The organism is Plantibacter sp. Leaf314 (assembly GCF_001423185.1).
Classification (GTDB): domain Bacteria; phylum Actinomycetota; class Actinomycetes; order Actinomycetales; family Microbacteriaceae; genus Plantibacter.
In genome coordinates, this window is record NZ_LMOB01000001.1 from 1155149 (window position 1) to 1175817 (window position 20669).

25 protein-coding genes and 1 tRNA gene are annotated in these 20669 nt (G+C 67.2%); 16 read left to right on the forward strand and 10 right to left on the reverse strand.

All coding sequences use genetic code 11. The annotated features are described in order from the left end of the window. Positions 1 to 8: 8 nt before the first annotated feature. From ASF68_RS05400 to pstB, 8 genes are all read left to right on the forward strand, one after another. Positions 9 to 698 carry a response regulator transcription factor gene (locus tag ASF68_RS05400; RefSeq protein ID WP_194669391.1) on the forward strand — a complete coding sequence of 230 codons (690 nt, stop codon included), beginning with the start codon at positions 9 to 11 and terminating at the stop codon, positions 696 to 698. After that, positions 670 to 1575, forward strand: a complete 906-nt coding sequence (gene mshD / locus ASF68_RS05405) for a mycothiol synthase (RefSeq protein ID WP_056007800.1) — start codon at positions 670 to 672, stop codon at positions 1573 to 1575. The genes ASF68_RS05400 and mshD overlap by 29 nt, the downstream gene beginning before the upstream one ends. Positions 1576 to 1666: 91 nt before the next feature. After that, a complete protein-coding gene (locus ASF68_RS05410) occupies positions 1667 to 3862 on the forward strand; it encodes an RNA degradosome polyphosphate kinase (RefSeq protein ID WP_056007803.1) in 2196 nt (731 codons plus the stop codon). A gap of 52 nt (positions 3863 to 3914) precedes the next feature. Beyond that, positions 3915 to 4853, forward strand: coding sequence for an NUDIX domain-containing protein (locus tag ASF68_RS05415; RefSeq protein WP_056007805.1), 939 nt, complete (start codon positions 3915 to 3917; stop codon positions 4851 to 4853). Between the two features lie 199 nt (positions 4854 to 5052). Continuing rightward, positions 5053 to 6144, forward strand: coding sequence for a phosphate ABC transporter substrate-binding protein PstS (gene pstS / locus ASF68_RS05420; protein ID WP_082456058.1), 1092 nt, complete (start codon positions 5053 to 5055; stop codon positions 6142 to 6144). Between the two features lie 129 nt (positions 6145 to 6273). Next, complete coding sequence (pstC, locus tag ASF68_RS05425) at positions 6274 to 7218, forward strand: phosphate ABC transporter permease subunit PstC (protein ID WP_056007810.1); 945 nt, start codon at positions 6274 to 6276, stop codon at positions 7216 to 7218. After that, a complete protein-coding gene (pstA, locus tag ASF68_RS05430; protein ID WP_056007812.1) occupies positions 7218 to 8318 on the forward strand; it encodes a phosphate ABC transporter permease PstA in 1101 nt (366 codons plus the stop codon). The genes pstC and pstA overlap by 1 nt, the downstream gene beginning before the upstream one ends. A gap of 20 nt (positions 8319 to 8338) precedes the next feature. Beyond that, positions 8339 to 9118 (forward strand): phosphate ABC transporter ATP-binding protein PstB, encoded by a 780-nt coding sequence (gene pstB, locus ASF68_RS05435; protein WP_056007815.1) that lies wholly within the window; start codon positions 8339 to 8341, stop codon positions 9116 to 9118. Positions 9119 to 9219: 101 nt separating this feature from the next. Here pstB and ASF68_RS05440 read toward each other — a convergent pair whose 3' ends face one another. The 3 genes from ASF68_RS05440 to ASF68_RS05450 form a co-directional block, all read right to left on the reverse strand. Further along, the gene (locus ASF68_RS05440) at positions 9220 to 10074 is read right to left on the reverse strand and encodes an anti-sigma factor domain-containing protein (RefSeq protein ID WP_056007818.1); all 855 of its coding nucleotides are present in this window, start codon (positions 10072 to 10074) and stop codon (positions 9220 to 9222) included. Beyond that, on the reverse strand, positions 10071 to 10742 hold the full coding sequence (gene sigK / locus ASF68_RS05445) for an ECF RNA polymerase sigma factor SigK (RefSeq protein WP_082498499.1): 672 nt from the start codon (positions 10740 to 10742) through the stop codon (positions 10071 to 10073). Before sigK ends, ASF68_RS05440 begins: the two co-directional genes overlap by 4 nt. Before the next feature lie 263 nt (positions 10743 to 11005). Further along, positions 11006 to 11635: a hypothetical protein gene (locus ASF68_RS05450; RefSeq protein ID WP_056007821.1), complete on the reverse strand. Its 630-nt coding sequence runs from the start codon at positions 11633 to 11635 to the stop codon at positions 11006 to 11008. A gap of 131 nt (positions 11636 to 11766) precedes the next feature. Here ASF68_RS05450 and ASF68_RS05455 point away from each other — a divergent pair. Then, positions 11767 to 11839: transfer RNA gene (locus ASF68_RS05455), tRNA-Lys, on the forward strand. 85 nt (positions 11840 to 11924) lie between these two features. Here ASF68_RS05455 and ASF68_RS05460 read toward each other — a convergent pair. Both ASF68_RS05460 and ASF68_RS05465 read right to left on the reverse strand, forming a co-directional pair. Next, the gene (locus ASF68_RS05460; protein WP_157580205.1) at positions 11925 to 13238 is read right to left on the reverse strand and encodes a site-specific integrase; all 1314 of its coding nucleotides are present in this window, start codon (positions 13236 to 13238) and stop codon (positions 11925 to 11927) included. After that, the gene (locus tag ASF68_RS05465) at positions 13235 to 13870 is read right to left on the reverse strand and encodes an RsbRD N-terminal domain-containing protein (protein ID WP_056007826.1); all 636 of its coding nucleotides are present in this window, start codon (positions 13868 to 13870) and stop codon (positions 13235 to 13237) included. The genes ASF68_RS05460 and ASF68_RS05465 overlap by 4 nt, the downstream gene beginning before the upstream one ends. Positions 13871 to 13923: 53 nt before the next feature. Between ASF68_RS05465 and ASF68_RS05470 the strand changes: the two genes are divergently transcribed. The 6 genes from ASF68_RS05470 (at position 13924) to ASF68_RS05495 (ending at position 17318) form a co-directional block, all read left to right on the forward strand. Beyond that, positions 13924 to 14163, forward strand: coding sequence for an AlpA family transcriptional regulator (locus tag ASF68_RS05470; protein ID WP_056007828.1), 240 nt, complete (start codon positions 13924 to 13926; stop codon positions 14161 to 14163). 123 nt (positions 14164 to 14286) lie between these two features. Further along, positions 14287 to 14748, forward strand: a complete 462-nt coding sequence (locus tag ASF68_RS05475) for a hypothetical protein (protein ID WP_056007831.1) — start codon at positions 14287 to 14289, stop codon at positions 14746 to 14748. Then, positions 14733 to 15941: an AAA family ATPase gene (locus ASF68_RS05480; protein ID WP_056007834.1), complete on the forward strand. Its 1209-nt coding sequence runs from the start codon at positions 14733 to 14735 to the stop codon at positions 15939 to 15941. Before ASF68_RS05475 ends, ASF68_RS05480 begins: the two co-directional genes overlap by 16 nt. Beyond that, positions 15938 to 16156 carry a hypothetical protein gene (locus ASF68_RS05485; RefSeq protein ID WP_056007837.1) on the forward strand — a complete coding sequence of 73 codons (219 nt, stop codon included), beginning with the start codon at positions 15938 to 15940 and terminating at the stop codon, positions 16154 to 16156. The genes ASF68_RS05480 and ASF68_RS05485 overlap by 4 nt, the downstream gene beginning before the upstream one ends. Next, entirely contained in the window at positions 16153 to 16362 is a 210-nt protein-coding gene (locus tag ASF68_RS05490) for a hypothetical protein (RefSeq protein WP_056007840.1), read from the forward strand. Before ASF68_RS05485 ends, ASF68_RS05490 begins: the two co-directional genes overlap by 4 nt. 86 nt (positions 16363 to 16448) lie before the next feature. Then, positions 16449 to 17318 (forward strand): hypothetical protein, encoded by an 870-nt coding sequence (locus ASF68_RS05495; RefSeq protein WP_157580207.1) that lies wholly within the window; start codon positions 16449 to 16451, stop codon positions 17316 to 17318. 88 nt (positions 17319 to 17406) lie between these two features. On the opposite strand, the gene ASF68_RS05500 is transcribed toward ASF68_RS05495, so the two are convergent. The 4 genes from ASF68_RS05500 to ASF68_RS05515 all read right to left on the reverse strand — a co-directional run bounded on the left by ASF68_RS05500 (position 17407) and on the right by ASF68_RS05515 (position 18924). Next, positions 17407 to 17667, reverse strand: coding sequence for a hypothetical protein (locus ASF68_RS05500; RefSeq protein ID WP_056007846.1), 261 nt, complete (start codon positions 17665 to 17667; stop codon positions 17407 to 17409). Continuing rightward, positions 17664 to 17912 carry a hypothetical protein gene (locus ASF68_RS05505; protein WP_056007849.1) on the reverse strand — a complete coding sequence of 83 codons (249 nt, stop codon included), beginning with the start codon at positions 17910 to 17912 and terminating at the stop codon, positions 17664 to 17666. Before ASF68_RS05505 ends, ASF68_RS05500 begins: the two co-directional genes overlap by 4 nt. Beyond that, positions 17899 to 18387, reverse strand: a complete 489-nt coding sequence (locus tag ASF68_RS05510; RefSeq protein WP_157580209.1) for a hypothetical protein — start codon at positions 18385 to 18387, stop codon at positions 17899 to 17901. The genes ASF68_RS05505 and ASF68_RS05510 overlap by 14 nt, the downstream gene beginning before the upstream one ends. A 93-nt stretch (positions 18388 to 18480) precedes the next feature. Then, positions 18481 to 18924 (reverse strand): hypothetical protein, encoded by a 444-nt coding sequence (locus ASF68_RS05515; RefSeq protein WP_157580211.1) that lies wholly within the window; start codon positions 18922 to 18924, stop codon positions 18481 to 18483. 63 nt (positions 18925 to 18987) lie between these two features. Between ASF68_RS05515 and ASF68_RS05520 the strand changes: the two genes are divergently transcribed. Next, positions 18988 to 19539, forward strand: a complete 552-nt coding sequence (locus ASF68_RS05520) for a hypothetical protein (RefSeq protein ID WP_056007858.1) — start codon at positions 18988 to 18990, stop codon at positions 19537 to 19539. Between the two features lie 323 nt (positions 19540 to 19862). Here the strand turns inward: ASF68_RS05520 and ASF68_RS05525 are convergent, their stop codons facing one another. Beyond that, a complete protein-coding gene (locus ASF68_RS05525; protein WP_056007861.1) occupies positions 19863 to 20666 on the reverse strand; it encodes a hypothetical protein in 804 nt (267 codons plus the stop codon). Positions 20667 to 20669 lie beyond the last annotated feature (3 nt).

Sequence of the window (20669 nt, forward strand, 5' to 3'; positions counted from 1 at the left end):
GGATGCGCGTGGCGCAAATTTTGGTCTTGACCTCCATGGTCGGCACCGAGGTCCTCCCATCCCTCGGACTCCTCAGCCACCGCACCCGGCAGATCCCGGCCGATCCGTCGCAGCTCGTGAACGCGCCGAGTTCGGACCTGGTGCTGGTCGACGCCCGGCAGGATCTGGCGAGCGCGAAGTCGCTGTGCAAGATCCTCGGGGCGTCCGGCCTGTCCGTCCCCCTGCTCCTGATCCTCACCGAGGGCGGGCTCACCGCCGTCAGCGCCGACTGGGGCGTGAACGACGTCATCCTCGAGTCGGCCGGGCCGGCGGAGGTCGACGCACGGATCCGGCTCGCCATCGGCCGTGCCTCGCAGGAACACTCGGCGAGCAAGATCCAGGCCTCGGGCGTGGTCATCGACGAGGCCAGCTACTCCGCGAAGGTCCACGGCAAACCGCTCGACCTCACCTTCAAGGAGTTCGAGCTGCTCCGGTTCTTCGCGACCCATCCCTCCCGGGTGTTCACGCGCGAGCAGCTGCTCAGCGAGGTCTGGGGCTACGACTACTTCGGCGGCACCCGCACCGTCGACGTGCACGTCCGTCGGTTGCGCGCGAAGCTCGGAGACCTCGAGCAGCTCATCGGCACCGTGCGGAACGTCGGCTACCGATTCAACGTCTACGAGGATGATCATGCCCCGGCTGACGCTGTCGGTTCGTAACGTCGAGGACGCGCCGACGCGCGCCGCGCTCGACCGCCTCGTCCGGACGGCGTCGCTCGTCGACGGCCAGCCGCCGTTCAGCGACCAGTCGCTCATCGACGTCGCCTCGGGCGCCCGCACCCTGATCCTCGCGGTCGAGCCCCAGGATCCGCCCGTCGACCCGGACGACTTCGCCGTCGTCGGCGCGGCCATCGTCGGGCACGGGGAACTCGAGTTCGTGATCGAGCCCGAGTGGCGAGGGCACGGGTACGGCCGCGCGGCACTCCGCGGAGTCCTCTCGAACTGCCCGCCGAACGTCCGCATCTGGGCGCACGGCGACCACCCCTCCTCCCGGGCGCTCGCCGAGGAGTTCGGATTCTCGTCCGTCAGGACGCTCCTGCAGCTGCGCTTGACGAAGGCGCCGTCGAACCGCGCCCGATCGGCGACCGCCGCGCACGCGGACGTCACGATCGAGACCTTCCGGCCGGGTGTCGACGAACAGGAATGGCTCGAGGTGAACGCGCTCGCGTTCGTCGGCCATCCCGAGCAGGGGCGGATGACCCTCGACGACCTCCGCGCGCGCGAGGCCGAGTCGTGGTTCGACGCCGGCGACTTCCTCCTGGCCCGCGGCTCAGACGGCGACCTGCTCGGGTTCATCTGGCTCAAGATCGAGGAGACGGTCGGCGAGGTGTACGCGGTGGGCGTGCACCCGGCGGCAGGCGGCCGCGGACTCGGAAGACTCCTGATGGAAGCCGGGATGGCGCGGCTGCGCGACCGTGCGGTCGACGCCGTCACGCTCTACGTCGAAGCGGACAACGTGCCGGCGGTCTCGCTGTACCGATCCCTCGGATTCACCGACCACACGATCGACGTCCAGTACGCGAGAACCGACGCCTGATCCCGCTCCACAGCACGCCAGGGTGACCGCATTTACAGAGTGTTCACCGCAGTCGTCGCGACCACCGCCGTCACGGTGTCATGATGAAGACATGCCAGCAGACCCAACCGTGCTCGACGTCGGCCTCGATGGAGACGACGAGGACTTCGATCCCGCGTTCGAGCGCAACGATCCGGCGCTCCCCGAGCACCGCTACCTCGACCGCGAACTCAGCTGGCTCGCCTTCAACCAGCGCGTGCTCGAGCTCGCAGAGGACCCGGCGCTCCCCGTCCTCGAGCGCGCCAACTTCCTCGCGATCTTCGCGTCGAACCTCGACGAGTTCTTCATGGTCCGGGTCGCGGGTCTGAAGCGACGCATCCTCACCGGCCTGGCCGTCCCCACGAACGTGGGCAACGCCCCGGCCGACGTCCTCTCCGAGATCTCGCAGCAGGCCCACATCCTCCAGGAGCGGCACGCCCGCGCCTGGCACGACCTCGTGCGTCCCGACCTCGCGGAACGCGGCGTCACCGTCGTCACCTGGGACTCGCTCGACGCCGCAGACCGCGACTACCTGAGCGAGTACTTCAGCAACCAGGTCTTCCCCGTCCTCATGCCGCTCGCGGTCGACCCGGCCCACCCCTTCCCCTACATCTCGGGGCTCTCGCTGAACCTCGCGGTGCGGGTGCGGAACACGCGCAGCGGGCGCGAGGAGTTCGCCCGGCTCAAGGTGCCCCAGATGATGCCGCGCTTCGTCCGCGTCGGCCCGGCCGAGCGTCGCTCCGCGGCACTCGACACCGCCCCGAGCGTCCGCTACATCGCGCTCGAGGAGGTCATCGCCAACCACCTGGGCCATCTGTTCCCCGGCATGGAGATCGTCGATCACCACGTGTTCCGCGTCACCCGCAACGAGGACATGGTGATCGAGGAGGACGAGACCGAGAACCTCATCCAGGCACTCGAGAAGGAGCTGCTGCGTCGTCGGTTCGGCCCGCCGATCCGCCTCGAGATCACCGACGACATGGACGACGTCACGCTCGGCCTGCTCGTCCGCGAACTCGACATCACGGAGCAGGAGGTCTACCGCCTCCCGTCGCCGCTCGACCTCGGTGGGCTCTTCAGCCTCGCCGGTATCGACCGTCCCGACCTCCAGTACCCGAAGCGGGTGCCCACGACCGCGCTGCAGTTCCAGCCCGACGAGCCGAACGGCAAGCCCGACCTCTTCCGGTCGATCGCGAGGGAGGACGTCCTGGTCCACCACCCCTACGAGTCCTTCGCCACGAGCGTGCAGGCCTTCATCGAGCAGGCGGCGGCCGACCCGCACGTCCTGGCCATCAAGCAGACCCTGTACCGGACCTCCGGAGACAGCCCCATCGTCGAAGCACTGATCGACGCCGCGGAAGCGGGCAAGCAGGTCCTCGCCCTCGTCGAGATCAAGGCGCGCTTCGACGAGCAGAACAACATCTCCTGGGCCCGAAAGCTCGAGAAGGCAGGCGTGCACGTCGTCTACGGGCTCGTCGGCTTGAAGACCCATTGCAAGCTCGCCCTCGTCGTCCGTCAGGAGCGGGGCGTGCTGCGCCACTACAGCCACATCGGCACGGGTAACTACAACCCGAAGACGAGCCGGATCTACGAGGACCTCGGCCTGTTCACGGCCGACGACCAAGTAGGCAAGGACCTCACGCGGCTCTTCAACGAGCTGTCCGGCTACGCCATCGAGAAGAAGTTCAAGCGCCTCCTCGTCGCGCCCCGCCACCTCCGCAAGGGACTGCTCAAGCACATCGAGCAGGAACGGACGAACGCAGAGGAGGGCAAGCCCTCCGGCATCCGCATCAAGGTCAACTCCATGGTGGACGAGGCGATCATCGACGCCCTGTACCGCGCGAGCCAGGCGGGCGTGCCCGTCGACCTCTGGGTGCGCGGCATCTGCGCGCTGAAGCCCGGCCAGCCGGGCATGAGCGAGACGATCCGCGTGCGGTCCATCCTCGGGCGGTACCTCGAGCACTCCCGCATCTTCTCGTTCCACAACGACGGCGATCCGCACGTGTTCATCGGCAGCGCCGACATGATGCACCGCAACCTCGACCGCCGGGTCGAGGCACTCGTGCGCCTCACCGATCCGAAGCATCTCGCCGCGACCGCCGCCATGTTCGAGCAGGCCCTCGACGAGCGGACCTCGTCGTGGTGGCTCGACGCCGACGGGGTGTGGACACGCCACGCGGTCGACGCTGATGGCCAGCCGCTCACGGATCTGCAAGACTCCCTCATGCTCGAGACCGCGGCGCGCCGGCGCCCGAGGAGTCGTCGCTGACGAAGCGGCACCGCGACCTGGACGAGCACCACCACACGACGAGGTAGAGACCATGACGACGACGGCAATCTATGCAGCCGGTGCGGTGTGCTGGCGTCTCATCGACGGGAAGGTCCACCTCCTCGTCATCCACCGCACGGTGTACGGCGACATCACGATCCCCAAGGGGAAGGTCGACCCGGGCGAGACCCTCGCGGAGACGGCCGTCCGGGAGATCAAGGAGGAGACGGGCCTGAGCGTCCACCTCGGGGTCCCCCTCGGTGTCTCCACCTACCCGCTGTCCAGCGGTCGCGAGAAGATCGTCCACTACTGGTCCGCCGAGGTCACCGAGCAGGCCGTCCGCGAGAGCACGTTCATCCCCAACGGGGAAGTCGCCGCCCTGGAGTGGGTCAGCATCAAGCGTGCACGGAGCTACCTCAGCTACGAGCGCGACGTCGAGATCCTCGAGACGTTCGCCGCGCTCGTCGAAGAGGGCGTTACCGCGACCTTCGCCCTCATCGCCATGCGGCACGGCAAAGCCACGTCCCCCTCCGAATGGCCTGGCGAGGACGCGACCCGGCCACTCGCCGCCCGAGGCGTCAAACAGGCCGCCGGCAACGTCGCGACCCTGCTCGCCTTCGGTCCGCGCAAGATCGTCACCAGCACGGCCGTGCGCTGCGTCTGCACCGTGAGCCCCATCGCCGCCGCCGCGGGCATCGAGCCCAAACGCTCCGAGCTGATCAGCCAGGACGCGTACGAACGAGGAGAGGCCGACGTCCGCCGGGTCGTCGGGCGCCGCGTGCGCGCACTGAAGACCGCCATCCTCTGCAGCCACGGTCCCGTCCTCCCCGAGATCCTCCGCGAGATCGCCCTGGCGACCGGCTCGACCCGCGGGTCCTACCTCGGCAGCGCGGCAGCACTCGAGACGGGTGCGTTCTCGATCGTGCACCTCTCACGGACCAACCCGAGCTCCGGCATCATCGCGATCGAGACCCACGAACCACGCGTCTGAGCGGTCCGCGCACCCAGAGCGACCGGAGCGGCCCCCGAACGGGGGCCGTTTCGTGCGTATTCCCGGCGTCGCGCAAGGAAGCCGTCGATCTCCGTTCACCCGTTGTTTACCAGCGCGGGGGATGCTCGTCATGCCGCATGGTTAGCGTCACTGACGAGCCAGCACCGGCTCGCACCCACACCAATGAATGGACATCCCTGTGAAGTTCTCACGTTTCGGCCGCGTCGCGGTCGTAGCAGCAGTCGCAGCCGTCGCACTGACCTCCTGTGCGGCCAACGAAGGCGGCGCCACCGCCACGAGCGCAGCCGCCAGCGACCTCAAGGGCAGCCTGGCCGGCAGCGGCGCTTCGTCGCAGGGCAGCGCCCAGGAAGCCTGGGTCGCCGCCTTCCAGACGGCCAACCCGGACGTCACCATCAACTACTCCCCCGACGGCTCCGGCGCCGGCCGTAAGGCGTTCATCGCCGGCGGCGTGCAGTTCGCCGGTTCGGACTCGGCCCTCTCCGACGAGGAGCTCTCGAGCACCTTCGCCGCGTGTGCAGCCGACTCCAAGGCGATCGACCTCCCGGTCTACATCTCCCCGATCGCGGTCATCTTCAACGTCGAGGGCGTCGACGAGCTGAACCTCGACGCAGCGACCATCGCGAAGATCTTCGCCGGTCAGATCACCAGCTGGGACGACCCGGCGATCGTCGCCCTGAACCCTGAGGCGAAGCTGCCGTCGACGGCCATCACCGCCGTCCACCGTTCGGACGACTCGGGTACGACGAAGAACTTCGCCGACTACCTGAACAAGAACGCACCGGACGTCTGGACCGCAGAGCCGGCCGACACCTTCCCGTTCCAGTCGGGTGAGGGCGCCAAGGGCACCTCGGGTGTCGTCGACACCGTCAAGGGCGGCACCGGCACCATCGGCTACGCCGACGCGTCGAAGGCCGGCGACCTCGGTGTCGCGAAGATCAAGGTCGGCGAGGAGTTCGTCGAGTACAGCGCCGAGGGTGCTGCCGCCGTCGTCGAGGGCTCGCCGCTCGTCGAGGGCCGTGAGGCGAACGACATCGCGATCAAGCTCGACCGCGAGACCACGGACGCGACCCACTACCCGATCGTGCTCGTGAGCTACCTCATCACCTGCCAGGAGTACGCGGACCCCAAGGCCGCCGACCTCGTCAAGGCGTACGCCGGCTACATCGCCAGCGACGCCGGCCAGGAAGAGGCTGCGAAGTCGGCCGGTGCTGCGCCGCTCTCCGCCGACCTCGCCAAGAAGGTTCAGGACGCGATCGCGTCCATCAAGTAGTCCGACGGTCGAGCGTGCCGGGTCCTGCCCGGCACGCTCGTCCTGCGTCACCAGCACCCGCAGTACCCGCAGTACCCGCTCCCCGAACTGTCGAGGGGCACCACCATCGCATCGAGAGAACGGGAACCCATGGCTGTCGAGGCCCTAGCTGCGAGACCCAAAGCCAAGCAACGAGTCGGCGACCGCGTCTTCTCCACGCTGTCCGTCGTCTCCGGATCACTCATCCTCGTCATCCTGGCGGCGGTCGCGATCTTCCTCATCGTCCAGGCGTTCCCGGCCCTCACGGCCGACTCCTCGTCGTTCACCGGCGCACCGACGAGCTTCTGGGCCTATGTCGGCCCCTTCGTCTTCGGCACCATCTGGGCCGCGGTCCTGGCCCTGGCGATCGCCGTGCCGCTCTCCCTCGGGATCGCGCTCTTCATCACCCACTACGCGCCGCGCCGCCTCGCGGTCGCCCTCGGCTACGTGATCGACCTCCTGGCCGCCGTGCCGTCGGTCGTGTACGGCCTCTGGGGCGCGCTCGTCCTCGCCCCCTTCGTCCAGCCCTTCTTCGCCTGGCTGTCCGAGAACCTCGGTTGGATCCCGCTCTTCGGCGGCACCGTCTCGGGCACCGGCCGGACGATTTTGACGGTCGCCCTCGTCCTCGCCGTCATGATCATCCCGATCATCACGGCCATCTCCCGCGAGATCTTCCTCCAGACCCCGAAGCTCCACGAGGAGGCCGCCCTGGCCCTCGGCGCCACGCGCTGGGAGATGATCCAGATGGCCGTCCTGCCCTTCGGCCGCCCTGGCATCGTGTCCGCGTCCATGCTCGGCCTCGGCCGCGCGCTCGGCGAGACCATGGCCGTCGCCCTCGTGCTCTCGCCGGCGGCCGTCTACTCGTTCTTCCTGCTCACCTCGAGCAACCCGAACACCATCGCGGCGAACATCGCCCTCAACTTCCCCGAGTCCTTCGGCATCGACGTGAACAAGCTCATCGCCACCGGCCTGATCCTGTTCATCATCACCTTCGTGGTGAACTTCATCGCCAGACTCATCGTCAACCGTCGTAAAGAATTCTCGGGAGCGAACTGATGACCGCCACGACCGACCGCCGTCAGGCGACCATCGCCACACCGTTCTCCAACTCGCTCACCGCGGGCAAGCTGCCGAAGTTCGCTCCGCTCACCATCCTCGGCGGCAGCCTGATCGTCAGCGGACTCATCTTCCTGCTGGTGCAGCAGTCCAGCACCGACAAGAGCTACAACGTGCCCGGAGCCGTCGTGCTCGGTGCCGCGCTCTACGCGGTGACCGTGTACGTCGCCTCGCTCCTCGTCGAGGGCCGCCGGAAGGCGAAGGACCGTCTGCTCACCACGCTCGTCACCGCGGCGTTCGTGATCGCACTCCTGCCACTCATCTCCGTCGCCATCACCGTCATCTCCGCCGGCGCGGCCCGCTTCGACATCAACTACTTCAGCCTGTCGATGCGGAACGTGGTCGGCGAAGGCGGTGGAGCCCTGCACGCCATCACCGGAACGCTGCTCATCACCCTGGCGACGTCGGTCATCTCCATCCCGATCGGCATCCTGACCGCCATCTACCTCGTCGAGTACGGCCGCGGCCGACTGGCGCAGGGCATCACCTTCCTCGTGGACGTGATGACCGGCATCCCCTCGATCGTCGCCGGCCTGTTCGCCTTCGCGCTCCTCGCGATCTTCTTCGGCCCCGGCGTCCGACTCGGCATCGGCGGCGCGATCGCCCTGTCGCTGCTCATGATCCCCGTCGTGGTGCGATCCAGCGAGGAGATGCTGAAGCTCGTCCCCAACGAACTCCGTGAGGCCTCCTACGCCCTCGGTGTGCCGAAGTGGCTGACCATCCTGAAGATCGTGCTCCCCACCTCGATCGCCGGCATCATCACCGGTGTGACGCTCGCCGTCGCCCGCGTGATCGGTGAGACCGCCCCGCTCCTCATCATCGCCGGGTTCACGCAGAGCATGAACTACAACCTCTTCGACGGCCCCATGATGACCCTGCCGGTCTTCGTGTACACCCAGTACGCGAACCAGGGCACCGACGGAGCCTCCTACGTCGACCGCGCCTGGACCGGCGCGCTCGTCCTCATCCTCATCGTCATGGCGCTGAACCTCATCGCCCGCCTCATCGCCAAGATCTTCGCCCCCAAGTTCGGCCGCTAGGCCGCGAGCAAAGGAACCCCGTGTCCAAGAGCATCGAAGTCAACGACCTCAACGTCTTCTACGGCAGCTTCATGGCCGTCGAGGGTGTCTCCCTCCAGATCCAGCCCCGCACGGTCACCGCGTTCATCGGCCCCTCCGGGTGCGGCAAGTCGACGTTCCTCCGGACGCTCAACCGCATGCACGAGGTCATCCCCGGTGCGCGCGTCGAGGGTGAGGTCCTGATCGACGGCAACAACCTCTACGGACCAGGCGTCGACCCCGTCCTCGTTCGCCGCCAGGTGGGCATGGTCTTCCAGCGCCCGAACCCGTTCCCGACGATGAGCATCAAGGAGAACGTCCTCGCCGGTGTGAAGCTCAACAACCGGAAGATGTCGAAGTCTGACCAGGACGCGCTCGTCGAGCGCTCCCTGCAGGGCGCCAACCTGTGGAACGAGGTCAAGGACCGCCTCGACAAGCCCGGTTCCGGGCTCTCCGGCGGTCAGCAGCAGCGTCTTTGCATCGCTCGCGCCATCGCGGTGTCCCCCGACGTGGTGCTGATGGACGAGCCGTGCTCGGCGCTCGACCCGATCTCCACCCTCGCCATCGAGGACCTCATCGAGGAGCTCAAGCAGGAGTACACGATCGTCATCGTCACGCACAACATGCAGCAGGCGAGCCGCGTGAGCGACAAGACGGCGTTCTTCAACATCGCCGGCACCGGGAAGCCGGGCAAGCTCATCGAGTACGACGACACCACCACGATGTTCTCGAAGCCGTCGGTCCAGGCGACCGAGGACTACGTCTCGGGTCGCTTCGGCTGATCCGACGCTGACATGACGAAGGCCCCGCCCGGGATTCCCGGGTGGGGCCTTCGTCATGTCAGTGCGGTCGGCGGACGGTCCCGCGACCTGCGTGCAACGGGCTACGCCGTGTCGATGACCATGATCGGGTCGGTGGTCGGCTGCTCGGAGCCGCCCTGCGGTTCGACGGTCACGCCGACCTTGTCCCCCGCGCTCATCGCGCCGTCGAGGACCCGCCAGGTGGTGCCGTTCGCCGCGGAGAACGTTCCGGCGGACACCGGACCCTGTTCGCCGATGTACCAGAGTTCGTACACCTTGTCGGCCGGCAGCGAACCGAGCCCGTCGACGAGGAGCGCGGACTTCCCGAGCTCACCGGACCACACGAGGGTCGCGGTCGCGTCGTCCATGGACACCTTGGCGCGCTGGACGTCGGACGCCGCGTTGATCTCCGCGAGGGCGACGGTCTGCGTGAGGGATCCGCCGCCGAAGGTGTTCGCCAGTCCGACGCCACCGAAGATGAGTCCGACGGCCGCTGCGGCACCGACGACCATGCCGACGGCACCTCGCCGCCACCGAGAGGCGGCCTTGCGCTCCGCAGCTCCCGCGATCGGCGTCGGGGTGGCGGGAGACGAGGTCGTCTCCGGCGCGACGTCGGCCTCAGGGGCCGTCGTCTGTTCGACCCGCGGGATGGTCGGGATCGCATCGTCCTGCACGACCGGGGTCGTGACCGGGGCGTCCACGGGGAGCTGCGGCAGGTTCTGGATCGCCGCCATGAGGGAGTTCTTGAGCGCGGCCGACGGCTGCACCGGTGGTGCTGCGAGGTCGAGCATGGCTACGGTCTCCTCGAATTCCGCCGCTTCCTCGCGGACGGACTGGTGTTCGGCGCGCAGGCGGTCGAACCGCTCCTGCTCGCGCGGGGTCAGGGTGTGCAGCGCATTGCCGGCTGCCAGGTCTGCTGCATCGTCTCGCTCGGTCATGTACGCACCCCCAACTCGTCTCGAAGTCTGATCATTCCGTCCCGCAACCTGGTCTTGACCGTACCGATCGGTACGCCGAGCAGGTTCGAGATCTCGCTGTGACTGTAACCGCCGTAGTACGCGAGCGTCACCGCTTCGCGCTGCAGCTCGCTCAACCGCACGAACGCGCGCTTGACCCGCTCATGTTCGATGCGGATCTCGACCGTCTCCTGGACGTCGTCGACACGCTCGTCGAAGTCGCGGATACCGATCTTGAGGTCGCGGTCGCGGCCGGCCTGCGAGGCACGGACGCGGTCGATCGCCCGACGGTGGGCCATGGTGAGCACCCAGGTGGTCGCCGTGCCTTTACCCGCCTCGAACTTCGTGGCGTTCTGCCAGACCTCGAGGAACACCTCCTGGGTGACCTCCTCGGACTGGGCGTGGTCGACGAGCACCCGTTTGACGAGTCCGAGGACCCGCGGAGCGATGTGGTCGTACAACTCACTGAAGGCGACCTGGTCGCCGCCGGCGACGCGGACGAGGAGGGCATCGAGGACGTTCGCCAAGGACGGCTGCGGTGCAGCGTCGGCTTCCGGTCCCGTGGTCACAAGTCTTAGCTTCTCACGGACACCGACGGTTTGCGCGACGCCCGCCCGAGGACGGGTCTGCGTGTACAGTGCGGTGGTCATGCACGTAGTTCGACGCGGAGCCGGGATCCGATTGGAGCAATCGGCACGACGCACCACCCCAGTTCCGGTGTCATCACGGAGCCAGGGTCTCGGGGACGAGCCCGAGGGAAAGAAGTGCCAGGCCGCAGGAACGCCTCTCGGCGCAAGGCCGCTCGAAGCGGCGATTTTTGGAGCCCGGGGTTACTGCGGCCCGGCTGAATCAGTGTAGCAAGCGATCGCCTGTGTGTATTCCCAGGTGCAGGAGCTTGACCCGACGCTGAGGTTCAGTCAAGCGAGTCGGTACGCCAGAGGCGGGCGCACCCGGCGAGTTCCTCGGCGATGGTGCCGAACCGGGCGGCCTTCGTCGTGAGCCGCGCGGCGTCGGCCGGATCGACCGCGTCGCGGTCGTCCGCCAGCGAGGAGCATCCGACGGCGTTGATGCGGCAGAAGGACGCCGCCCGCTCGAGCGCGATCGCGAAGTCGCCGGTGTAGAGGCCACGGAGGATCTGGTCGGCGAGCACGATGATCTCCTCCGGACCGGTGGGCTCGGCAGCACCGGCGATCACCGGGTCCACCGTCGTGATGAGTTCGGTCCCCCGCTGGAAGCTGTAGCTCGTGGCGACCGGGTCCTGACGGATGAGGAGGCGCAACAGGTAGATCCGCCAGAGCGCTCCGGGCAGACTCCTCGGACTCGCATGTGACCAGAGTTCGGCGATGGCGTCGATCCCGTGCTCGTCCGTGTAGGTGACGAGGCGGTCGACCACCGCGGGGTCGGGGTCCGCCCGCACGCGGGTGAGCAGCGCGACCGCGGTCTCGTGGGTGATCCTCGACACCGCCTCGGGGTCGAGGCCGCCCTGGATGGCCTCGAGCATCGACGGCGGTAGCTTCGTCGGACGGTGGAATCCCTCGGTCATGCGTCCTCCTCCCGTGCGCCACGCTCCGCGCACCCGACCACGGTACCCGCCTCGAGCGGGCGCGGCTCCCCGAGACGATCACGCGACGCGTCAACGTCGCGCGCCCGGATCTCGTAGAGTAGAACCCGTATGGGCCTGTAGCTCAGTTGGCAGAGCATCGGACTTTTAATCCGCGGGTCGTGGGTTCGAGCCCCACCGGGCCCACTTCGTTTCACCGCATGATTCCGGGCATCTGGCCCAGCGTCGGGGACCGCCCATCAACGCGATCGGCCCCGATGCTAGGGAATTGCTAGGAAACGCCAGCCGAACGCCTCGGAATGAGGGCAGCGGCAGCGGTCGCAGCCTGAGCCCCCACGCCGTCGAGCATGTGGGTGTAGGTGTCCGTCGTGAGCACGATGGAGCTGTGCCCGAGGCGCTTCGACACGAGGGCCATGGGCGCGCCCGAGGCAAGCATGAGCGACGCTTGCAGGTGGCGCAGCGCGTGGAACTTCTGCTTCGACAGGGGTGGACCCGCGAGCGCTTCGCACTGAGCGATGAGCGCCATGCGCGCCGAGTCCTTCACCATCATGGTCATGCGCTCAGGAGCGTCGGCCGCGAGCAGGCTGAGCCGACGGTCCTCGTTGAAGCGCTCGATGAGCTTCGGGAACCGCTTCGTGAGGTCGTCGGCGTTGAGGGGCCGTCCGTCCTGCCACGTGAACACCAGCCCGAAGTCCTGCCACGCGTCACCGAACTCGGCTCGCTCGGCCTCCTGCCGTGTACGCCACGTCCTGAGCCTCGCCACCGTCCCCGCGTCGAGGTCCACCACGCGCTGCTCACCTGCTGCTGTCTTCGGCGCGCCCACCAGCACCTCCGCGCCGACGCGGATCGCCTGCTGAGCGACCACCAGACGGGCACGATCGAGGTCTACGTCCACCCAACGGAGTCCCAGCACCTCACCACGACGAAGGCCTGACATGGCGGTGAACTCGACGACCGGGGCCAAGCGCTCCCCCTTCATCTCGGCCCAGTCGAGGAACCGTCCGAGGTCGGCAGGTTGCCACACCTCGAAGCGCGGACGGGTCGTCTTGATTCGCTCCATGCGCCTCGTGGGATCGTCCGTGATCTCGCCACGGCGGAACGCATCACGCAGCGCGCTTCGCAGGGTGGCGAACACCCTCGTGGTCGTCGCGGCGCTCATGTCGGGGCGCGTCCGACGCAGCTCGTCGCGCAGGTGGTCGAGGTGGCTCACGTTCAGGTCAGCGAGCTTCACGGCCCCAAGGATCGGCACGAGGTAGAGCGTGACGTGCGAGCCGTAAGCGCGCGCCGTGGAGGGCCGAAGCGAGCCGGTGGCCTCCTTGCGTTCCAGCCATGCGGCGAGGTACCCCGCGACCGTCTGGCCGCGCTTGGCGACGGGGTGACGTTGCAGGTCGGCGAGCGCCACAGCACGAGCCTTCGACGCCTCGCGTGCGCTACTGAATCCCGAGCCCGTGGCCTGCACGCGACGCCCCGCGTGTACGGCTTCGGCGACGAACGCCCATTTGCACTTGCAGGCCTGAGCCTGCGCGCAGCCCTTGCTGTGACGCTGACGGACGCCCGTGTAACGACGTGGTGTGCTCTCGGTCACTTCTGGTCCTCCGACCCGGTAGGAGCGCTCGTGCGCGTGGGCGTCGAGCGGGCTCGACCGGTGTTCCTCTTGATCGGTTCAGGGAAGGCGCGAAGCTGATCGGCGGTGACCGGTACCGGCGGCAGGGGTTCCCCGTCTGGGCCCAACTTGCGTCCCGCATGCTTCGGCCAGGCGTAGCGCGCCTTCTCGTCGGCGTAGCTACCCAGGTATCCCTCCTTGCGAGCTTGTGCGATCCACCGGCCCGCCGAAGAGTCCTCAGTCTGGAAGTGCTCGACGATCACCTCACGAGGCGAAAGCCCCTGCGACAGAGCCGCCCGGTACACGCGCGAGACGCGCTCCAAGTGCTGTCGCTTGCCACCTCGCGAGCTGCGAGTAGGGTCTTCGCCGTCAGACGCCAGCATCGTGAGCAGGCTCGACACGAGGTCGCCGGTCTGGACACCTTCAGCAGCGCGCAGGACCGCGGCGAGGGGGACCATGCGCCACTCTTTGCTCGTCACGGCGCTACCTGGTGGCGGTACGAGCGTCACGGCACCTGTCGCGGCATCGGTCTCAACGGCCCATCCGTCCATACCTCGCAGCCCAGAGACGCGTGCGCCGGTGAGCGTGGCTTCCACCATCATCTTCATGATCATTAAGTTAGCAAGTGATCGTTTACTTGTCCATATAGCGATCATAACGTTGAGGCATGCAAACGACCTATACCAACCCCCTCACAGCCCTTAGGCGACTGCCAGCGACGGTCTCGCTCCCGACGGCCGGTGCCTTCTTCGGCCTCAGCCGAGCACACAGCTACTCGCTCAATGCCCGGGGTGAGTTCCCGGTGCCCGTCCGTCAGATTGGTGCTCGGTTCGTCGTGACTCAGGCAGACCTCGCCCGCGCACTCGGAATCGACGTGGCCGACCTCCTCGACACCGCACCCGCCTGACACGTGCGCAACACGCGACGAAGGCCCCACGCCGCGAAACGTGAGGCCCTCAACACCAGACGACCTGAGCCGGGTCGGTACCCACCCAGGGTATCGCCTCACGAGCACCCTAGGAAGAGCCCCATGAGCATCACCCCCAGCCCCGGCACACCCGCCCAGCGTGTGAAGCGCTCGCTGCAAGGGCGACACCCACGGTCCATCGTGAGCCGCGTCGCGACAGCTGTCCCCGCCGACCGCCTCGCCTTGACCACCACGATCGCGACGCTTCCCGACGAAGCCGTTCACCGCGTGCACGACTTCGTACGAGCCCTGATCGACGAGCAGACTCGATACCCCCTGTGGGACCTGGCCGAGCCGTTCACCTACGCCGGTCCCCTGTGGGTCGACCGTGATGAGGCAGTTCGTCGCCTCCTCCATGTGCGGGCCATGGTCGCCCTCGGAGGCGGGGTGAACGTCGACGCTCTCGACGCCCTCGACCACTACGGTCGACAGCTCGGCATGACCGACGAGGAAATTCTGTCGGTCCTCACCCCGGTCACTTTCGCCGCGACCACCGGGAAGGGGCTGACGTGGACGAGGAGCTGAGCCCGGTCACGGCGCGGCTGAGTGCCATGATCCCCGACACGGCGAAGCCCGAGCGCGGAGACGGCCGCACGGTGCGTCTCACGAAGGCCAGCGCGATCCGCACGGAGAAGCAGCTCGAGTTGAAGCGCGGGCAGGTGCCCCTTGGCACCCTGACCGTGGTCGCTGGGCGCGGTGGTGAAGGGAAGAGCACGTGGGTGCTCGGGTGGATCGCCGAAGGGACGCATGGCCGACTTGAAGGTGACCTGCACGGCACGCCGATCACCGCGCTGATCGTGTCGATCGAAGACAGCTGGTCGGCGGTCATGGTTCCGCGTCTGCAAGCAGCGGGGGCCGACCTGGACCGCGTGGTGCAGGTGAACGTTGACCTGACGGTCGACGGTGTGACGCGGGAGACGACACCGACGCTTCCCCTGGACACCGAGCAGCTGCGAAGAGCAGTACGTGAGAGCGGGGCTCAGGTCATCGTGCTCGATCCGGCATCGTCCTTCATGTCTGGTGACATGAACAAGCGAGGCGACGTACGCGAGTCCCTGGACCCACTTGCGACCCTCGCGCAGGAGGAAGGGATCGCGGTGGTGCTCATCATGCACTTCAACAAGGGGGCCGGATCACCGTCGGACAAGCTGTCGGGATCACATGCCCTGCGGGATGCCACCCGCTCCCTGCTCCTGGTAGCTCGCGACGACAACACCGACGAACGGGTGCTGACTGTAGACAAGAGCAACTACAGCGCTGCCGGCGGACAGTCCTACGCCTTCCGGATCGACTCGGTGACGGTGAAGACCGACGATGGGCACACCGTCGAGGTGGGGCGGTCGGTCGAACTCGGAGAGACCACCACGTCGGTTGGCGAGATCCTGAACCGAGCGTATGGCGAGGTCGAGTCCAGCGACGGCAACGCAGCGCAGGCGTTCATCTACCAGTACCTCTATGACAGCCCTGGTTGGGAGGCTCACGCACGCGATGTCATCGACGCTGGCGGCGACGCGGGATTCAGCGAACAGCAGCTCACGAAGGCAAGGTTCCGTGCGAAAAATCCGGTCGTGCAGTCCAGCAAGGTCGGCGCGGGTCGAGTGTGGAGCATCCGGTCAGACGCCCCTCAAGATTCCAACATTCCCAAGATGCCAGGGGTGGAAACGCAGGAATCTTGGAATCTTGCGCAGGACTCAGAGTCTGAGCGGAGCGCGTCATGACCCCCTCGACGACCGAGCACATCGTCACCACCACCATCGCCAACTCAGGGACCAAGGGCATGACGTACCACGCCCTCCGCGACGCCCTGAGCTACCCGACGAACCTCGCCGAGATCATCCACAGGCTCGCCCGGCTCGGAGCCCTCAGCATCGGCTCCCATGGCCGCTGGCGCGTCACCCCTCCCCCACGCACCACTGAAAGGAACGAACCATGATCCACCCCGACCTGTGCCGCGCATGCGGTGCACCCTACGACGAGCACGACCCTCGTCAGTTGACCCTCCGTCGACACCTGAGCTGCCCCAGCGGCCTGACCGCCTCGGCGAACGTGAACCGGTCCACTCGGGTCGCGAAGGCGTTGACCACCATCGCCGACGCGCTCCGCCGACGCCGTGGGTCCATCCCCCGGGTGAACTCGTGAGCCGGGCGGATCGCCTCGCCGAGGCGCGCAGTAGGATCGAGCGCGCATCTTGGCCCCGGGCCGTCTGCCGGGTCTGTGGAGGCGTCGTGAAGGCGGGAGCAGGGCGCCGCTTGCCGCTGTCACCGTGGCGGAACCATGGTGATGATCTCACCGAGGATCGCAACGATAGCGTCCGTGCCAGTCAGGGCATGCCGGTTGTCGATGCCTGGCGTCGCGAACACGACGGCTGCACCCCAGATGCAGCCCAGATCATCCGGAAGGTCACGAAACGCGAGGTGACGCCCAGCGTGGCGAGTCGGGTCGCCGAGGTCTCAGCGCAGCCGCTCATCGCCGTTCATCACTGGGCAACGTTCGACCCCAAGCGGAAGCCGTTCGACCTGTCGTCGAAGCCCTTCGCCTGGCTGAACCCCGCCGATCTCGACGCCGCCGTGCAGACCGTCTGGACTGAGGTTCGCCCGACCGTAGTATCCGAGGGCGGGTGCGGGATGTGCGGCGTCCGAGCGTCCATTGGCTGGTGGGAGTCACCGCTCAGATGGACGGACGGCACGAAAGCAGCCATGTGCAGCACGTGTGGCGATGCGTGGGTGACCGCAGGCCGGCCGGTAGACATGATGACCGGCGATCCCCTGCGCCCCGGTCTCCGCAGGGTCGCTCTTCGGGTCCTGGCGGGCGCGACCTCTGTCCCCGAAACCGACTTCGGCCTGCGCTTGTTCGCCGAGATCGCGAGCCCGTCTGAGCGTGCTGGGTACGCGACTGCGTGGACGTACCGCCCGACTCAGCTTGACGCCGTGAGGGACCGCGTGTGGCTCTACGCGCCGCGCTACGCCCCCGCCGACCGTGTAGATGAGTACACCGCTCGTCAGGCAGCAGCCGAAGAGGAACGGGCTCGCGAACTCCACGGTCAGACCGAGGCATCGCGAGGCGAGTGGGACCGATCCGACTGGGCCACCGGCTGACCTTCGACGGCACGCGCGTCCGCTTCGGATCGGAGCACGTGAGGCATCGGGGAAGGGGACTCCCGTGGATGCCACGAGGGGTCTGGGTCTACAGCTCAGGCCCCTCACCCATGTCAGGGAAGACCACCGCATCCTCACCACGGAACAGATCGCCCGTAGCCTCGATCACCTGCATCGCGTCATCGAGCTCAAGATGGAGCAGACCACCTGTGTGCATGGCGAGCAGCATGGTGCTGTAGTTGAACCCCTCGCGCTCGTACGCGTCCTGCACCACCTCGTGGAGCATCCTGCGCCGTGACGCCAAGCTCAGCTCGGACACGGCCAGCGGCAGGGCATCGAACGGCATCATCGGTGGCCCCGTTCATCGGCAACGTCCTCGGCAGCTCCGCGAAGGATCGCCGCCGCTTCCATGAAGTCCACCCCGAAGGTCCGGCCGACGCTCGTGATCGCGTGCGCAGAGTCGAGGTTCATGCCGTTGGACTCGACCACCTCACGAGCCAGCTGATACAGCACTCGGCGACGCTTCACGTCGTCCCAAGTCTGAAGCTCCTCGACGATCGCCTGCGCGGTCGCTTCGTCCTCAGGCGTCAACACGGCTGGCCTCGATCCCGACCGGCTCGTCCTCGACGACCTCGGCGAAGATGTCGCCCTCCTCCGCCTCAGCGGGAAGCTCCCCCGCGAGCCGCTTCAGACGCGCGTAGTCGTCGATCCATGCGTCGATCTCGGCGTCGCTCGTCACGCTCACTCGGGTTGGTGCATCGAGACCGTCGAGAGCCGCGGCGCGCTGAGCTACGGTCGTCGCGGCTCGGATCGCTCCCGCACGACCCTCTTGCACGTCACGCAGTGCGGGACCCCACAGCGCTTCAAGCCGCTGTCGCCACATCTCGATGCGGAAGGACTTGTCTGGCTGCGGGACGGTCCCGAAGTAGTTCATGCATGCCCGGTAGACGTTCGACGGACTCACGTAGCCGAGCTGGTCGGCGATCTCCTGCCACGTGGACCCGCTGACTCGCAGCTGCCACGCCCTCGACGCTCTCTCGGCGGCGTCCGCCCGTTGCTTTCTTGACATGACAATATTTTACTCATGTACAACACCTGTCGGCAGTGTTTCAGAGGATCACATGCGTGCTCGACCACATGAGGTCCAGTTGTCATCTACGTGTCATATCCAGATGGACCAGACCGAGGCGACCGTGGAGATCGCGAGGCCGATCCCAACGGTCACGAGGTCACCGCGAACCTGCTTGAGCGCGTGACCGAGGATGGAGCGCCCCACCGTCGTCGGCAGTATCTCGATCTCGGTGTAGGTGGTCATGGGGAGGTCCAGCAAGCGCCACTCGGCCCACTTGCGTTCCTCTGAGGCTCGATACACCGGGTCGGTTGAGGACAGGCCTGCGACTTCCCTGGCCCATCGATTCTCGAGCCGTCTCATGTGTGCTTCCTGCCTGAGCACTCGCAGATACTCACGCTGCCCCTGGACGAGCGCGTTCACGAGGCCCCACCCGGTCACAACTGCTCCCACGACCGTCAGGATGACCAACAACCATCGAACGTCCATCGTCTCCCCCTTGGGCATCCAAGTGCCGCTGTCGTCATCATGGAGCACGGATAGGACACTGGCGCGAACGCCGCTCGACATAGGGCAGTTCGCATCCGTGGAGTCGCTAGGGTGACGATCATGATCCAGTGGACAGACCCGATCAACGGCGCGGAGCTGGTGGCGAGCATCATCGTGTCGATCGGCCTCGCCCTTGCCGCCTCCTATCTCGGAGCGCGCCGGGCACTGCGAAAGCAGCGTGTCATCGACAAGCGCGCTGCGGAGGCACTTCGCAAGCAGGAGACGGAGCAGGGAATCCCGAAGCTCATCGACGCGATCGTGCGCGCTTCCATGCCCTACTGGTTCTACGCGCCAGAGCCGATGCCCTCGGGTCAGCGCCTCGCCGACGTCAAGCGGCACCCACGAGTGTCCGAGGCGATCACAGTCTTCATGGAAGGGCATCCCCATTTCGACCCGACGGTGGCAGCGTGGTTCAGGCACGTCGTACGCCCCCTGGACGCGATCCGGGATGCCGCACTACCTATCCGCGGTTCTGACATCCACGACACGGCAGGCCGGGTTGAGGCTGAGTTGAACCGAGCAAAGTCCGAGGCAGTGGGCCCCTACTCCGTTCGCCTGCAATGGTTCCACGACGAGATGGACCGGATCAACCGAGAGTCCTAGCCGATTTTTTCCAAGTGAGACCTATCCACCAGGCCGGTGAGCGTCACGTAGACGCCGCCCGTTTTCCGACCGACAGGGGTGTGGGGGTGCTAGGGCAATGCTAGGGAACGTTGCGACACCATCCATGCATCGCCGATGACGCTCCATCGAAATGATCCCGCGTCCCGACTACGATCCAGGGACCATCGAGGACGTTCAATCACTGCGCTAAACTCCCCTCCGAAGACTTTTAATCCGCGGGTCGTGGGTTCGAGCCCCACCGGGCCCACCAGCGCGACACCATTCGTCCGCCGCAGCACCGTCGGCCTGAGGACTGCCGCCCCTCAGCGGGCAAGGAGCCCAGGAAGGCCGGTCACCGTCGCCTCGTCCGCGAGGCTCGCCTCGACCGAGACGAAGGCCAGAACCGTCACCGCGACACCGAGCCTCGCCGCAGCCTCCAGCTTGTGGTGACCGTCGAGCACGACATGCACGAGCCCGGTGTGGGCATCGACGCTGTCGGACGGCTGCGTCCGATCGAGGACGGAGACGGCGAGCACGGTCGCCGCTCCCCCGGCGCGGAACGCGGTCTCGTAAGCGTCCACGCGGGCACGATCGTTCCGGCTCGGCGGCAGCATCGGCACCAGGAACTCGAACAGGGTCTCGTGCGCACCCGTCGTCCGCGTCGAACCACGGTAGTACTCGGTCGCCGGGTCCTCCGGCGCACCCAGGTTCGGATCGATCCCGCGGTGCACCACCTGTTCATGCGAGAAGTAGTCGAGGTCGCCGCCCGGAGCGACGAGGACCGGCTCGACGGACAGCAGGAGCGGGAGGTAGGTCCCGGCAGGGAGGACGGTCGACACGAGATCACGCAAGGACGGGTCGTCGATCGCCGGCACATGCTCGTCGAGGTGGTCGTGGAGCGCTGCCTCGGCGAGCGCCCGGGCGGCCGCGTCCAGACGACGGAAGAGCATGGCACAGGTGCCGCACGGGAAGCTCAGCTCGAACGCCGGTACGCCGTCGACGATGAGGTGACGTCCGCCCGGCTCACGGGGGCCGGAGAACCGCAGCGGGGCGTCCACCGTTCCGAGTCGGACCGGTGGAGCGTGATCGATCAGCTCGGTACGAGGTCTGATCGGCCCTTCGGTCATCGG

Coding starts and splice junctions, on each gene's coding strand:
- mshD (WP_056007800.1), top strand. CDS start 670: ATGCCCCGGCTGACGCTGTCGGTTCGTAACGTCGAGGACGCGCCGACG.
- ASF68_RS05410 (WP_056007803.1), top strand. CDS start 1,667: ATGCCAGCAGACCCAACCGTGCTCGACGTCGGCCTCGATGGAGACGAC.
- ASF68_RS05415 (WP_056007805.1), top strand. CDS start 3,915: ATGACGACGACGGCAATCTATGCAGCCGGTGCGGTGTGCTGGCGTCTC.
- pstC (WP_056007810.1), top strand. CDS start 6,274: ATGGCTGTCGAGGCCCTAGCTGCGAGACCCAAAGCCAAGCAACGAGTC.
- pstA (WP_056007812.1), top strand. CDS start 7,218: ATGACCGCCACGACCGACCGCCGTCAGGCGACCATCGCCACACCGTTC.
- ASF68_RS05440 (WP_056007818.1), bottom strand. CDS start 10,074: ATGACCGAGCGAGACGATGCAGCAGACCTGGCAGCCGGCAATGCGCTG.
- sigK (WP_082498499.1), bottom strand. CDS start 10,742: ATGACCACCGCACTGTACACGCAGACCCGTCCTCGGGCGGGCGTCGCG.
- ASF68_RS05450 (WP_056007821.1), bottom strand. CDS start 11,635: ATGACCGAGGGATTCCACCGTCCGACGAAGCTACCGCCGTCGATGCTC.
- ASF68_RS05465 (WP_056007826.1), bottom strand. CDS start 13,870: ATGATCATGAAGATGATGGTGGAAGCCACGCTCACCGGCGCACGCGTC.
- ASF68_RS05470 (WP_056007828.1), top strand. CDS start 13,924: ATGCAAACGACCTATACCAACCCCCTCACAGCCCTTAGGCGACTGCCA.
- ASF68_RS05475 (WP_056007831.1), top strand. CDS start 14,287: ATGAGCATCACCCCCAGCCCCGGCACACCCGCCCAGCGTGTGAAGCGC.
- ASF68_RS05485 (WP_056007837.1), top strand. CDS start 15,938: ATGACCCCCTCGACGACCGAGCACATCGTCACCACCACCATCGCCAAC.
- ASF68_RS05490 (WP_056007840.1), top strand. CDS start 16,153: ATGATCCACCCCGACCTGTGCCGCGCATGCGGTGCACCCTACGACGAG.
- ASF68_RS05500 (WP_056007846.1), bottom strand. CDS start 17,667: ATGATGCCGTTCGATGCCCTGCCGCTGGCCGTGTCCGAGCTGAGCTTG.
- ASF68_RS05510 (WP_157580209.1), bottom strand. CDS start 18,387: ATGTCAAGAAAGCAACGGGCGGACGCCGCCGAGAGAGCGTCGAGGGCG.
- ASF68_RS05525 (WP_056007861.1), bottom strand. CDS start 20,666: ATGACCGAAGGGCCGATCAGACCTCGTACCGAGCTGATCGATCACGCT.